A 13126-nucleotide genomic window follows, 5' to 3' on the forward strand; every position below is an offset into this window, starting at 1 on the left:
TTCGACTCACGCAAAGGTGCCTGCGATGTCTACCTCCGAAGCGGCCGTGGTGGCCGAGAAGAAGCCGAACGCGGTCTTCGCCACGCTCCAGCGGCTGGGCCGCACCCTGATGCTGCCGATCGCGGTGCTGCCCGCGGCCGGGATCCTGCTCCGGCTCGGGCAGGCGGACCTGCTCGGGGCGATCCCGGGGTTCTCGGCCGGGGCCGCGGTGATCTCCGCCGCCGGCAGCGCGGTCTTCTCCTGGCTGCCGCTGATCTTCGCCGTGGGCATCGCGATCGGCTGGGCGAAGAAGGCCGACGGCTCCACCGCCCTGGCCGCCGTGGTCGGCTACATGGTCATCGACGGGGTCTTCAAGGCCATGTCCCCCGTGGTCCTGGCCGGCCAGGTCGACCCGGCCGGCAAGCCCGCCGCGATCAACTACGGGGTCCTGGCCGGGATCATCGTGGGCCTGCTCTCGGCCGGGCTGTGGCAGCGGTTCTACCGCACCAAGCTCCCGGACTTCCTCGGCTTCTTCTCCGGCCGCCGCCTCGTGCCCATCCTGACCTCCGTCACCTCCCTCGTGGTCGGGGTCGTCCTGTCCTTCCTGTACCCGCTGTTCAACGCCGCCCTGTCCTGGGTCGGGACCGCCGTGGCGTCCAACACCGTCGTCGGCGGCGGGGTCTACGGCTTCGCCAACCGCATGCTCATCCCCGCGGGCCTGCACCACATCCTGAACTCCATGGTCTGGTTCCTCGTCGGGGACTACACCAACGCCGCCGGCACCCTCGTGCGCGGGGACCTGAACCGCTTCTTCGCCGGCGACCCGACCGCGGGGACCTTCATGACCGGCTTCTTCCCCATCATGATGTTCGGCCTGCCCGCCGCGGCCCTGGCCATCTGGCGCCACGCCAAGCCCTCCCAGCGCAAGATCGTCGGCGGCATCATGCTCTCCACCGCCCTGACCGCGTTCCTGACCGGCATCACCGAGCCGATCGAGTACTCCTTCATGTTCGTCGCGTTCCCCCTCTACATCATCCACGCCGCCCTCACCGGGACCTCCCTGGCCCTGGTGAACCTCCTGGGCATCCACGACGGCTTCACCTTCTCCGCCGGCCTGATCGACTTCATCCTGAACTTCGGCAAGGCCCACAACGCCTGGCTCCTGATCCCCATCGGCCTCGCCTACGCCGCCATCTACTACTTCCTCTTCTCCTTCGTCATCAAACGCTGGAACCTGCGCACCCCCGGCCGCGAAGACGACGAAGTCACCATCGAAACCCAAGCAGCCAAATAACCCCAACCCACCACAGAGACCACACCCACAGCGCAACCCCCCGGCGGGCCCCGACGGGCCCGCCGCCCGCCCGCACAGGAAGCCGCCACACCCCATGACGATCGATCTCGAACTCGCCGTCCAAGACCTCGACGGCGTCCTGACGGCGCGCGCCGTCGGCGCAACGCGGGTGGAGCTGTGCGCCGCGCTCGGCGCGACCGGCGGCATCACGCCGAGCCTCGGCACGATCCGTGTGGCGGTCGAGACCGGGCTCCCGGTCCACGTCCTCGTCCGTCCGCGCCCCGGATCCTTCGTCTACACGGAGGATGAGGCCGCCGTGGCCGAGGCCGACATCGAGGCGGCCCTGCGCGCGGGCGCGGCCGGCGTCGTCGTCGGGGCGCTGACCCCACACGGAACGATCGACGCGCGGGCGCTTGCGCGGTTCGTTGCCGCGGCCCGCGACGCAGCCCCGCACGCCGAGGTGACGTTCCACCGCGCGATTGATACCGCGATCGCGGGCGGCAACGATCCCGAGGGGCTGCTCGAGACACTGGGCCATGCAGGTGTCGACCGGATCCTCACGAGCGGCGGCGCGACGGACTGGCGTCATGGGCTGCCGGTCCTCCGCCGGCTGGTAGCCGCGGCGCATAGCCACGTTGACCGGGTCGAGGTCATGGCCGGCGGAGGCGTGCGCCTCGGCGACCTGCCGACGCTCCTTGACGCAGGCGTCGACGCAGTCCACGTTTCGGCCAAGCAGTCGGTCAACCCCAGCGGAGTGCGAGCGGCACCGGGCCAGGGCCTGCCCGACTACGAGTCGACTGACCGCGTCCTCGCGGGAAGGATCGCCGCCGCGCTCCCGCTCCGAACGCGCGCGTAGCCTCGCGTGCCGAGTGCCCTCGACGGGGCTCGTGCGCGACGAGCGGTTCAGTCGCGTCCGGCTTCGATGAGCTTCTCCGCAGTGTATGCGGGCCTCGTGAGCAGCACTTCGTGGCTGCCCTCCATGCCGACTAGCCGGAAGACGCCGAGCCGATTCGACAGCCGCGGGTGACGGCCCCATTCGCCTTGGGTGATGTCGTTGTCGTCGTACGGGTTCAGGTAGGTGAATGCCTGTGGAACATTCTCCCAGCCGGTCATGTCAGCCGGGTCGGTAAATGCTCCATACGGCTGAGGACGCAGAACGCGGTGGACGTCGCGGGCATGCTCCGCGCTGCCGTCGTTGAAGAAGCCGTCGCGCCAGACAGGGAAGGGAAGCACGACAGATCCGTCGCCCCGCTCGTCCGCACTGGCCTGGAGCGCAGCGCGCAGATGCGGAGGCACTTCGTCGACAAGCGCCTTGCCATGTTCGGGGACGAACGCCGCGAAATAGACGAGTCGACGGATACGATGGGGCAGTTCGATCGCCACACGGGAAATCAGGTAGCCGCCCCAACTGTGCCCGACCAGGACGATGTCATCGAGGTCGTGCGCCCGGATGTACTCGATGATGGGATTCGCCGCGCCGCGAAGGTCAACGTGCTTGTCATCGTCGGGGCCGAGGCCACCTGCCGTCGGCGTATGAACCTCGTGGCCGGCAGCCTCCAGATGAGCCCGTACGGGGTCCCAGAGCTCGCCGTAGTGCCACGCACCGTGCACAAGAACAAATTTCATGGGGTGCTCCCTCTATCTCAGACCACTTGGTCCAGACAGCGTGCCCCGGCGCATGACCTGTCAGCTATCGGAGAAGCGCACCGTCGATATCGGATTCGCGAACAAGGCCGCGCTAGCGCTTTCCCGCGAGCACCGCGGACGGCGCGACGCCGAAACGCGATTTGAACGCCGCCGAGAACTCCCCCAGATGAAAGAACCCGTACCGTAGCGCGACCTCGGTCACGGTGGTGTCCGGTTGAGCCGCCGACAGCAGATCGCCATAGGCACGCTCAAGACGCTGGACTCGAAGCCACGTACCGGGCGTCGCATCGAGTTCGCGGCGAAAGGCCATCTGAAGCGCACGCAGGCTCACACCGCAATGCCTCGCCACCGAGGCGAGACTGATCGGCTCGCCGAGATGCGCGAGCATATAACCTTGCGCGCTTCGGACATGGCGAGACGGGCACGACCGCGCGCGACCGCCGTCGTCCGATGCGATGCGAGCCGAATGCGGCAGCAGGAGGGTCTCGATAATCAGCTCTTCGAGGCGAGTCCCGAGCCGCGAATCACCCACTGACCCAACGAGCTGAGGCACGTTCGTTGCAGTCTCCAGAAGCCCCACGAGAAATGCGGTGGGCTCGCCAAGGGAGAGCGGAAGGTCAACGCGGACGGACGAGCCGGTTCCCCAGAGGTCGCGGGCAACCTCCTCGACCCTCTGGCGCCCGAGCCGGAGCACGAGCTGATCGAAGTCGCTGTCGATCTCAAAGCGGAACCGTTCGTAGGGCCCTACCACCACGCCCTGTCCCGGCCGGGCCTCTGCCGCAAGCGCTCCGTACGCAAAAATCGCGCGACCTGCGAGCGGGAGCGAGATGAGAAACGTGTCCTCTTCGGGTGCGGCCGGCTCAACCGCGACCTCCGCACCGTAGCGCAGCCGGTTGAGGGACATCGGACCTGCCTCGAGGTGCGCAAGACGCGTGGCAAGCCGCGCCCCGCGATCCCGGATGCGCAGGGCATGCGGCCTCAGGGTTCGAGTGCACGCTTCGACAACCTCATCGAGATCGCTGCACGAGGCGAGGATCTGCCGATCCGAGCCGTCGAGGCAATCGGCTATGCGTGTCAGGGTCATTCGCACCTCCCCATCACACCAACTGCGGCCACCTGTTTCCACCGCGAAAATTCTCCCCACGATCATAGACAATCTGTATACAGCTCGTCTACAGTGTGAATGCAGTCGCGATCCGCCCTCACGGGACCGCCAGCACAGGGATCGCCACCGCCGTCGATCACTGCCCTTCCTTCCTTTCCTTCCCCCAGCCTTCCGTCCGAGTCGGAGGAACCCATGACCAACCTGACCCAAGAGCACGTCGGCACCCGAAAGCACACGAGCATGCCCGCGGTCGCGGCGTCCAGCCTCGCCGGCACCGCCGTCGAGTGGTACGACTTCTTCCTCTACGGCACCGCCGCAGCGCTCGTCTTCAACAAGCTCTACTTCCCCGTCTCCGACTCGTTCGTGAGCACGATGCTTGCCCTCGGCACGTTCGCGGCCGGCTTCCTCGTCCGCCCGCTGGGCGCGCTCGTGCTGGGCCACTTCGGGGATCGGCGCGGCCGCAAGTCGACGCTCGTCGCAAGCCTCCTCCTCATGGGCATCGCGACCGCGCTCATCGCCGTCATCCCGCCCTACGCGGCGATCGGCATGGCGGCGCCGCTCATCCTCCTGTTCCTCCGCCTCGTCCAGGGCTTCGCCCTCGGCGGCGAATGGGGCGGGGCCGTCCTGCTCGTGTCCGAATACAGCGACACGAGCACGAAGCGGGCATTCTGGGCCTCGTGGCCCAACGTCGGGCCGCCACTCGGCAACCTCCTGGCCGCCGGCGTCCTTGCAGTGCTCTCCGCGACGATGCCGCAGGCCGCGTTCCTCGGGTGGGGATGGAGGATCGCCTTCGGCCTCTCCGCCGTCCTCGTCATCATCGGGCTCGTGCTGCGGCTCTACGTCCAGGAGACGCCGCTCTTCGCGGCGTCACAGGCAAAAGCACACAGCCAGCGGGCCCAGCATGCGCAGCAGGGCAAACTCCCGCTCGCCATCCTCTTCCGACGGAATTGGCGGGAAATCCTCATCGCGGCAGGCTGCCGAATGGGCGAGAACGCGGGTTTCTACATTTATTCGCTGTTCATCATCACCTACCTCGGCGAGGCCCTGAAGGTCGACAAGCAGCTGGGGCTCAACGCCGTCATGATCGGCCAAGGCGTGGCCGTCGTCGCAATCCCCGCGCTCGCGGTCCTCGCCGACAGGATCGGCCGGAAGCCGATCTATCTCGGCGCCTCGATCGCAACCGTCGTCTGGGCCTTCGCCTTCTTTGCGCTCCTCGACACGCGCCAGCCGGGCCTCATCGTGCTCGCGGCCGTCGGCGGGCTCCTCATCTTCGCCGCGTACAGCTCGGTGATCGGCGCCTTCTTCTCGGAGCTGTTCCCGACCGATGTCCGCTACAGCGGGACGTCGGTGGCCTACAACCTCGCCTCGCTCGTGGCCGGCTCGTTCGCCCCGCTCATCGCCCTTGCGCTCTATCACGCGTTCGGCACCGGAATGGCCATCGGCGTCTACCTCGCCGCCATGGGCGCCATCTCGATCGTCTCCGTGCTCTTCGCGAAGGAGACACGGGACGTGAAGCTGAGCGACCTCGACACGGCTCGCGTACCGTCGTGAGCCACAGGGTGCCCCGCCGCGGCGAGGCTGCGCCGGGCACCGCCAAGACCATCCAGGAGAACCGAGGACAACGATGAGCATCTTCCAGAAGCCCGCCCAGACGGCGCCGGAGACCGCCTACCTCTGGCTGAGGCAGGAGATCTCATCCCTTCCGTGGGATCAAGAGGCGTTCCTGAGCGAGAACTCGATCGCCGAAGCATCGGGCATCTCGCGCACCCCGGTCCGCGAGGCGCTCCTCCGCCTCGAGGCCGCGGGCCTCGTCCGCCGGGTTCCGCACAAGGGGGCCTTCGTTCCCGCGCTCACGGGCCAGGACATCGACGCCATGATGGAGGTCCGCCGCGTCATCGAGGACTGGGCGGCGCGCAAGGTCACCGCCGCAGGGCTGCCGGGACCGGAGCTTGAGGAGTTCCTCGAGCAGCAGGCCGCGGCGCTCGGCGATCCGGTCGCGTTCATCGAGCGCGACATCCGCTTCCACCAGTGCATCGTCGCGGCGGCGGGCAACCCGGTCTTCGAAGAGGTCTACGAGTCCCAGCGGTTCAAGCAGCTCCGTATGGGCGTGAAGGCCATCCTCGACAGCGACGGCCGGAGCGATCACGTGGTCGCAGAGCATCGCGCGATCGTCGAGGCGATCCGCAGCGGCGACCCCGAGCGCGCCTCGGCCGCGATCCGTGGCCACCTCGACACCACTCTCACGGTGCTCAAGGCCCCGCGCACCCCCAGTCCGACCCCACCGATCGCGGCGCCCTGACGGGCCGCGGAGACCAATCACCAAGGAGCAACGCATGGACATCTCCCTCGTCCAGCTGTCCAGCCCGGACAGCGAGACGCAGGCGGAGCGCATCGACCGCGCCGAAGCCATCCTGCGCGCCCAGGCCGGGGCGGACCTCATGGTCCTCCCCGAGTTGTGGAGCGCGGGCTACTTCCACTTCGACCAATACCCCGACCTCTCGGAGACCCTCGAGGGAGGCGCCACGGTGGCGATGTGCGCCGCCGTCGCCCGTGATCTTCGGGCCCACGTCCACGTGGGAAGCATCGTCGAGCGCGCGGCGCACGGCGCCCTCCGCAACACGTCCGTGCTCCTCGGTCCGGACGGCAGCGTTGTCCACGAGTACTCGAAGATCCACGTCTTCGGCTACCAGTCCCTCGAGGCCGGGCTCCTCACGCCCGGCGCGTCGCTCCCGGTCGCGGCTGCGCCGTTCGGCCGCGTTGCGGGAATCACGTGCTACGACCTCCGGTTCCCCGGGCTGTGGTCTGAGCTGAGCGTGCGCGGCGCAGAGATCGTCATCGTCCCCGCGGCGTGGCCGGCCGCGCGCCGCGAACACTGGCGGCTCCTGACGTCAGCTCGCGCCGTCGAACATCAGGTCTTTGTGCTCGCGTGCAATGCCGCGGGAGTCCAGGAGGGCGTTGAGCTTGGCGGCGCGAGCCGCGTCGTCGATCCCACCGGCCGCGTCCTCGCCGAAGCGGGCGACGGCGACGAGGTGCTCCGCGCGTCCATCGACCCGAGCCTTGTCCAGACCACGCGAGACGAGTTCCCGGTCATCGCGGACCGGCTCCCCGACTACGCGAGCCTCTCGCACTGATTCTCCTCACGACCACTTCAATGACGAACGGAGCCGCACGAGTGCAGACCGACATCCAGACCCTCGCGTTCACGATCGCGGGAACGGGCGAGACCATCGTTCTCGACGACTTCACCGCGATCGTCGCCGGGTACACAGGCAGGGACGCGGCCGCCGTCCAGCACCATATCGACGAACTCGCCGCGATCGGCGTCGCGCCGCCGCCCGAGGTCCCCATGTTCTACCCGGTCGAAAGCTCCTCGGTGAGCACGGCGCCGTCGTTCGCCGTTGCCGGAGCGGAGACCTCGGGCGAGATCGAGCCTCTCTACATCCGCCATGGCGGCCGTTACTACCTCGGCATCGCCTCGGACCATACGGATCGCCGGCTCGAGACCGTCGACATCGGCGACTCGAAGCGGGCCTGCCCCAAGCCGGCCTCGCGCGCCGTCGTCCCCGTGCCCGATCTCGACGCGCTCTCGCTCGACGGCGCGCGGGCACGCTCGTGGGTCGACGGGCGCCTCTACCAGGACGGCACGCTCGACGGCCTGCGGACGCCGGCCGACGTCGTCGAACGCTTCCTCGCGCGCACCGGCCTCGGTGACCGCGACTTCGTGTGCCTCGGCGGGACGCTCCCGCTCATCGGGGGCGAGTTCGCCTACGGGGCCGAATGGCGCCTCGAGCTCGCCCTCGCCGACGGCACGACCCTCGACCACACGTACACCATCACGAAGGGAAACCAGCCATGAGGACTGGCGATCAATACATCAAGACCCTCAACGACGGGCGCACCGTCCTGATCGACGGCGAGGCCGTTGAGAACGTCGCCGAGCACCCGGCCTTCCGCAACGTCGCGAACACCGTCGCCGAGCTCTTCGACATCGCTGCTGATCCCGCGAACGGAATGCAGTACGACAGCGAGGAGATCGGCGCGCCTGCCAACCTCGTCTTCAGCATCCCGCGCACCCCGGAGGAGCTGCGCCGGCGCCGCGCCGCCGTCGAGCGCTGGGCCAAGCACACGCACGGCTGGGTGGGGCGCAGCCCCGACCACGTCGGCACATTCTTCGCCGCGTTCGCCGCGCACCCGGAGGTGTTTGCGAACCCGAATGACCCCGAGGGCCTGACGCGTGATTTCGCGGGCAACCTCCGGCGCTACTACGAGCGCATCCTCCGCGAGGACCTCTACGTCTCCTATGCGATCATCCCGCCGCAGTATTCGCGGGCGACGACGGCGTCCGGCTGGGAGGGCGACTTCATCCAGGTCGGCGTCGTGGGCGAGACCGAGGAGGGCCTCATCGTGCGCGGCTCGCAGATGCTCGCTACGGGCGCGGCGATCGCCGACGAAGTCTTCGTGACGTGCATCAAGCCCCTCGGCCCGGACGACGTGGACTTCGCGATCAGCTTCGCGCTGCCGGCGGCGACGAAGGGCCTCAAGTTCCTGTGCCGCCGCCCGTACGGCCCCGAGACGTCGAGCGAGTTCGACTACCCGCTCACCACGCGCTACGACGAGCCGGACGCGCTCGTGATCTTCGACGACGTCCTCGTCCCGTGGGACCGCGTCTTCATCGACCGCGACACCGATGCGCTGCGCCGCCAGTTCTTCGACACGGGCGCGCACGCGCTCGGCAACTGGCAGGCCCAGACCCGCTTCACCGTGAAGCTCCAGTTCATCGCCGCCGTCGCCCGCAAGGTCACGCAGGTCAACGGCACGGACCGAATCCCCGGCGTGCAGGAGAAGCTCGGCGAGCTCGCGGCGATCGTCTCCTCCGTCGAGTCCGCGCTGCTCGCGGCCGAATACACCGCCGTCCCCGACTCGTCAGGGATGCTCGTGCCGGGCAAGCGTTCGCTCTACGGCGCGATGGGCCTCCAGTCCGAGACCTACCCGCGCGTCATCAATATCCTGCGCGACCTCGTGGGCGGCGGGGTGCTCCAGCTCCCCTCGGGTGTTGCGGACATGAAGAGCCCGACGACGGCGCCCGACGTCGAGCGCTACATCGCCTCGCCGGGCGTCCCGAGCGAGGAGCGCATCAAGCTCTTCCGGCTCGCGTGGGACATCATCGGCTCGGAATTCGCGGGCCGGCACCAGCAGTACGAGCTCTTCTACGCGGGCGCCCCGTTCGTGGTGAAGGGGGTCTACACGTACCGCCACTACGGCTACGAGGCCCAGGTCGCGGAGCTCGATGAATGGCTCGCAGGCTATTCGATCGACGGCCGCGCGTCGTCGTCCGACCGAGTCGGAGAGGCGAACTGACATGGCGAAGCCGGAATTCGAGTTCGGCCCGTCGACGGCGGTCGAGTTCACGCCGTGCAACCCGCCCATCGAGGGGCTTTCCGAGGCGATCCTCGCTCGGGACGATTCGAGCGATGCCGTGACGCGCATCCTCAGGTTCGAGCCCGGCACGGACACGTCCCCGAATGGGGCCTTACGCCACGACTTCTGGGAAGAGGTGTTCATCTTCGAAGGCTCGTTCGTGGACCTGCGGCTGAACAAGACGTTCCGTGCCGGGGACTGGGCCACGCGCCCGCCTGGCATGGAGCACGGCCCGTGGGTCTCCCGCGAGGGGGCCAAGATGTTCGAGGTCCGCTATTACCAGAACGGAGGCGAGTGAGGTGGCCGTCCCAGCGGTCTTCGTCGAGCCGGACGGAGCGGCGATGCGCCGTACGATGGGGCGCTTCCTCACGGGAGTCGCCGTCGTGACGGCCGAGCATGAGGGCGAGCAGGTGGGGATGACGATCAACTCCCTCACGTCGATCAGCCTCGAGCCGCCGATCCTCATGATCTCCCTGAACTTCGCCACGCGTACCGGGGATGCCGTCCTCGGAAGCGGGAAGTTCGCGATCTCGATTCTCGGGGTCAAGCAGGAGGCTGTCGCTCGGCAGTTCGCCGTGCGCGGCGGCGCGCGCTTCGAGGCCGGCGACTTCGACACCACCGACGGCGGGCTGCCCGTCATTGCGGGCGCGCTCTCCCAGGCGGAGTGCAAGGTCGTCAACCACTACACGATCGGCGACCACGAGGTCGTGTTCGGCCAGGTAGTCGCGAGCCGCTTTCGCGACGGGGATCCGCTCGCCTTCTACTCTGGGAAGTTCGGGGCCTTCCGCGACTTCAACCACGACGCCGTACCCTGGATGTTCTAGAACCGAGTGCCGCGTGCCCCCCAAATTGGCCCCGGGGCCCCCCCCCCAGGGGGGGGCACGCCGCACCGGTGGGGGAAGCGGCACCATTGCGAGTCGCGAGTCATCACACTTCCTCCGCGACCCTTTGTCGGACCTCCACAAAATAGGCCCCGCCCAGCGCGGATACCGTCAGGCATGACCCCCGGGCCAGCACGGCTGGCCTCCGGAGCGACAGACCTGGAGGTACCGAGATGACCACTGCTTCCGACGCTATCCTCAGCACGACGGCGGCAACGCAGGCAGCGCCGACTGCCGCCGCCGCATCCACCGGCCACGCCATTCTGGACACTGCCCGCGAACAGGTGCTGCGCCGCGGCAAAGGGCTGAGCGAGGCCCAGATCCTCGAGGTTCTTCGCCTCCCGGACGAGGCGATTTCCGCCGCGCTCCAGCTCGCGCACGAGGTCCGGATCGAGCACTGCGGCGAGGACGTCGAGGTCGAGGGCATCGTCTCGATCAAGACCGGCGGTTGCCCCGAGGACTGCCACTTCTGCAGCCAGTCCGGCCTGTTTGATTCGCCCGTGCGCGGCGTATGGCTCGACATCCCGGAGCTCGTGAAGGCCGCGAAGGAAACGGCTGCGACGGGCGCGACCGAGTTCTGCATCGTCGCCGCCGTCCGCGGACCGGACGTGAAGCTCATGAACCAGATCAAGTTCGCGATCGATCGCATCAACGCCGAGGTCGAGATCAACATCGCGTGTTCGCTCGGCATGCTCACGCAGCGGCAGGTCGACCAGCTCACGGAATGGGGCGTCCATCGCTACAACCACAACCTCGAGACCGCTCGCAGCTACTTCCCCGAGGTCGTCACGACGCACACGTACGAGGAGCGCCTCGATACGTGCGCCATGGTCAAAGAAGCGGGCATGGAGCTGTGCTGCGGTGCGCTCATCGGTATGGGCGAGAGCGTTGAGCAGCGCGCCGAGCTCGCCGCCCAGCTCGCGGCGCTCGAGCCGGATGAGGTCCCGCTCAACTTCCTCAACCCGCGCCCGGGAACCCCGCTCGAGAACCAGCCGATCATGGACGGCAAGGACGCCCTGCGCGCCATCGCGGCGTTCCGGCTCGCGATGCCCCGCACCGTGCTCCGCTACGCGGGCGGCCGCGAGCTGACGCTCGGCGATCTCGGCACTCGGGACGGGCTGCTCGGCGGGATCAACGCCGTGATCGTGGGCAACTACCTCACGACGCTCGGCCGGCCCGCGACCGCAGACCTCAACCTCCTTGTGGAGCTCAACATGCCCATCAGGGAACTCCAGAAGACCCTGTGATGTTGAGGTCACTCTGATGAACGCATTCTTCTGCGCCCACTGCGGCCAGCCCGCCGCGCACGAGCCCGCCCAAGCGGGCGGAAGCACGCCGTGGTCCGTTCACGCGCGCTGTGGGGAGCGCCTCGCGATGGAGCCGCCGCGCTACTGCGCCGAGTGCGGGCGCCGCATGAAGGTGCAGGTGACGCCGCTGGGCTGGAGCGCCGAATGCTCGCGGCACGGGAGCCTGACGCCATGAATCTGATCAACCGGGACCGCGCGTCCCTGTGGCACCCGTACGCGCCAGCCTCGCCGACGCTTCCGCTGTGGGAGGTCGAGGAGGCGAGCGGCGTGACGCTCCGCCTCAAGGACGACGACGGCGCGCGCCACGAGGTGGTCGACGCGATGTCCTCCTGGTGGTCGGCGATCCATGGCTACCGCCACCCCACGCTCGACGACGCCGCCCGGCGCCAGCTCTCCCGATTCAGCCACGTCATGTTCGGCGGGCTCACCCACGAGCCCGCGGTGGAGCTCGCCGAGCGCCTCCTTGCGATGGCCCCGGCGGATCCGTCGCACGCGCCGCTCGGCCGGGTCTTCCTGGCCGACTCCGGCTCGGTGTCTGTCGAGGTCGCGCTCAAGCTCGCCGTGCAGTACCAGTCGGCCGTCGGCAGACCGCGGCGACAGCGGATCCTGAGTATCCGGGGCGGCTACCACGGCGACACGACCGGCGCGATGTCCGTGTGCGACCCCTTGGACGGCATGCACGCGACGTTCGCCGGCCTGCTCTCGCACAACGTGTTCGCCCCGCGTCCGCCCGGCGCGGCCACCGCCACCCCGGAGGGCATCGGCGCGTGGCGCGATGCGGTCGACGGGCTCGCCCGGATCCACTCGGACGAGCTCGCGGCGATCATCGTAGAGCCCGTGCTGCAGGGCGCGGGCGGCATGTTCGTCTACCCGTCGGAGTGCGTCAGGGCCCTGCGGGAGATCGCGGACCGCCACGGGCTCCTGCTGATCCTCGACGAGATCGCGACAGGCTTCGGCCGCACGGGCGAGCTGTTCGCGGCGAACCACGCCGGGATCGTTCCGGACATCCTGTGCGTCGGCAAGGCCCTCACGGGCGGGTACCTCACGCTCGCCGCCATGCTGTGCAACGACGAGATCGCGCGCACTGTCTCCGCGGGCGGGGCCGGTGCGCTCCTGCACGGCCCGACCTTCATGGCCAACCCCCTCGCGTGCGCCATCGCTAACGCGAGCCTCGGGCTCATCGGTGACGGCGGGTGGCGGCACGACGTGCGGCGCATCGGTGCGGGGCTCGCAAACGGCCTCGCACGCGCCGCGGCGTACGACGGCGTGGCGGACGTGCGCACGATCGGTGCCGTCGGCGTCGTCGAACTTGAGCGCGCCGTCGACGTGCCCGCGCTCACGCGCGCCGCCATCCGCCGGGGCGTCTGGATCCGGCCGTTCCGCAACCTCGTCTACACAATGCCGCCGTACATCTGCACGGATGCGGACGTCGCGACGATCGCTGAAGGAATGCTCGGGGCCATTGCCGAAATGCACGCCGAGGTGCGCGCATGAG

Annotated in this window: 14 protein-coding genes; 12 read left to right on the forward strand and 2 right to left on the reverse strand. The window is 68.7% G+C overall.

Annotated elements, in window-relative coordinates; all coding sequences use genetic code 11:
* Positions 1-25: 25 nt before the first annotated feature.
* Positions 26-1273 (forward strand): PTS transporter subunit EIIC, encoded by a 1248-nt coding sequence (locus RBS12_RS18770; RefSeq protein ID WP_307967529.1) that lies wholly within the window; start codon positions 26-28, stop codon positions 1271-1273.
* Between the two features lie 94 nt (positions 1274-1367).
* Positions 1368-2129 carry a copper homeostasis protein CutC gene (locus RBS12_RS18775; RefSeq protein WP_307967683.1) on the forward strand — a complete coding sequence of 254 codons (762 nt, stop codon included), beginning with the start codon at positions 1368-1370 and terminating at the stop codon, positions 2127-2129.
* Positions 2130-2176: 47 nt separating this feature from the next.
* On the opposite strand, the gene RBS12_RS18780 is transcribed toward RBS12_RS18775, so the two are convergent.
* The gene (locus RBS12_RS18780; protein WP_307967684.1) at positions 2177-2899 is read right to left on the reverse strand and encodes an alpha/beta fold hydrolase; all 723 of its coding nucleotides are present in this window, start codon (positions 2897-2899) and stop codon (positions 2177-2179) included.
* 112 nt (positions 2900-3011) lie between these two features.
* Positions 3012-4070, reverse strand: a complete 1059-nt coding sequence (locus RBS12_RS18785) for an AraC family transcriptional regulator (protein WP_307967685.1) — start codon at positions 4068-4070, stop codon at positions 3012-3014.
* Positions 4071-4217: 147 nt separating this feature from the next.
* On the opposite strand from RBS12_RS18785, the gene RBS12_RS18790 reads away from it, so the two are divergent.
* The 10 genes from RBS12_RS18790 (at position 4218) to RBS12_RS18835 (ending at position 13125) form a co-directional block, all read left to right on the forward strand.
* Positions 4218-5576, forward strand: coding sequence for an MFS transporter (locus RBS12_RS18790; RefSeq protein WP_307967686.1), 1359 nt, complete (start codon positions 4218-4220; stop codon positions 5574-5576).
* A gap of 73 nt (positions 5577-5649) precedes the next feature.
* Complete coding sequence (locus RBS12_RS18795) at positions 5650-6324, forward strand: GntR family transcriptional regulator (protein WP_307967687.1); 675 nt, start codon at positions 5650-5652, stop codon at positions 6322-6324.
* A 34-nt stretch (positions 6325-6358) separates the two neighbouring features.
* Positions 6359-7156, forward strand: coding sequence for a carbon-nitrogen family hydrolase (locus tag RBS12_RS18800; protein ID WP_307967688.1), 798 nt, complete (start codon positions 6359-6361; stop codon positions 7154-7156).
* A 41-nt stretch (positions 7157-7197) separates the two neighbouring features.
* Positions 7198-7881, forward strand: coding sequence for a DUF2848 family protein (locus RBS12_RS18805; RefSeq protein WP_307967689.1), 684 nt, complete (start codon positions 7198-7200; stop codon positions 7879-7881).
* Positions 7878-9383 (forward strand): 4-hydroxyphenylacetate 3-hydroxylase N-terminal domain-containing protein, encoded by a 1506-nt coding sequence (locus RBS12_RS18810; protein WP_307967690.1) that lies wholly within the window; start codon positions 7878-7880, stop codon positions 9381-9383. The genes RBS12_RS18805 and RBS12_RS18810 overlap by 4 nt, the downstream gene beginning before the upstream one ends.
* Position 9384: 1 nt before the next feature.
* Entirely contained in the window at positions 9385-9741 is a 357-nt protein-coding gene (locus RBS12_RS18815) for a cupin domain-containing protein (RefSeq protein WP_307967691.1), read from the forward strand.
* A gap of 1 nt (position 9742) precedes the next feature.
* On the forward strand, positions 9743-10267 hold the full coding sequence (locus tag RBS12_RS18820) for a flavin reductase family protein (protein WP_307967692.1): 525 nt from the start codon (positions 9743-9745) through the stop codon (positions 10265-10267).
* Positions 10268-10497: 230 nt separating this feature from the next.
* A complete protein-coding gene (gene bioB / locus RBS12_RS18825; RefSeq protein WP_307967693.1) occupies positions 10498-11571 on the forward strand; it encodes a biotin synthase BioB in 1074 nt (357 codons plus the stop codon).
* A gap of 16 nt (positions 11572-11587) precedes the next feature.
* A complete protein-coding gene (locus RBS12_RS18830) occupies positions 11588-11806 on the forward strand; it encodes a hypothetical protein (RefSeq protein WP_307967694.1) in 219 nt (72 codons plus the stop codon).
* Positions 11803-13125: an adenosylmethionine--8-amino-7-oxononanoate transaminase gene (locus tag RBS12_RS18835; RefSeq protein WP_307967695.1), complete on the forward strand. Its 1323-nt coding sequence runs from the start codon at positions 11803-11805 to the stop codon at positions 13123-13125. Before RBS12_RS18830 ends, RBS12_RS18835 begins: the two co-directional genes overlap by 4 nt.
* Position 13126: the final 1 nt, after the last annotated feature.

It is taken from the genome of Sinomonas sp. ASV322, assembly GCF_030908245.1.
Lineage (GTDB): Bacteria > Actinomycetota > Actinomycetes > Actinomycetales > Micrococcaceae > Sinomonas.

Coding starts and splice junctions, on each gene's coding strand:
- RBS12_RS18770 (WP_307967529.1), top strand. CDS start 26: ATGTCTACCTCCGAAGCGGCCGTGGTGGCCGAGAAGAAGCCGAACGCG.
- RBS12_RS18775 (WP_307967683.1), top strand. CDS start 1,368: ATGACGATCGATCTCGAACTCGCCGTCCAAGACCTCGACGGCGTCCTG.
- RBS12_RS18780 (WP_307967684.1), bottom strand. CDS start 2,899: ATGAAATTTGTTCTTGTGCACGGTGCGTGGCACTACGGCGAGCTCTGG.
- RBS12_RS18785 (WP_307967685.1), bottom strand. CDS start 4,070: ATGATCGTGGGGAGAATTTTCGCGGTGGAAACAGGTGGCCGCAGTTGG.
- RBS12_RS18790 (WP_307967686.1), top strand. CDS start 4,218: ATGACCAACCTGACCCAAGAGCACGTCGGCACCCGAAAGCACACGAGC.
- RBS12_RS18795 (WP_307967687.1), top strand. CDS start 5,650: ATGAGCATCTTCCAGAAGCCCGCCCAGACGGCGCCGGAGACCGCCTAC.
- RBS12_RS18800 (WP_307967688.1), top strand. CDS start 6,359: ATGGACATCTCCCTCGTCCAGCTGTCCAGCCCGGACAGCGAGACGCAG.
- RBS12_RS18810 (WP_307967690.1), top strand. CDS start 7,878: ATGAGGACTGGCGATCAATACATCAAGACCCTCAACGACGGGCGCACC.
- RBS12_RS18815 (WP_307967691.1), top strand. CDS start 9,385: ATGGCGAAGCCGGAATTCGAGTTCGGCCCGTCGACGGCGGTCGAGTTC.
- bioB (WP_307967693.1), top strand. CDS start 10,498: ATGACCACTGCTTCCGACGCTATCCTCAGCACGACGGCGGCAACGCAG.
- RBS12_RS18830 (WP_307967694.1), top strand. CDS start 11,588: ATGAACGCATTCTTCTGCGCCCACTGCGGCCAGCCCGCCGCGCACGAG.
- RBS12_RS18835 (WP_307967695.1), top strand. CDS start 11,803: ATGAATCTGATCAACCGGGACCGCGCGTCCCTGTGGCACCCGTACGCG.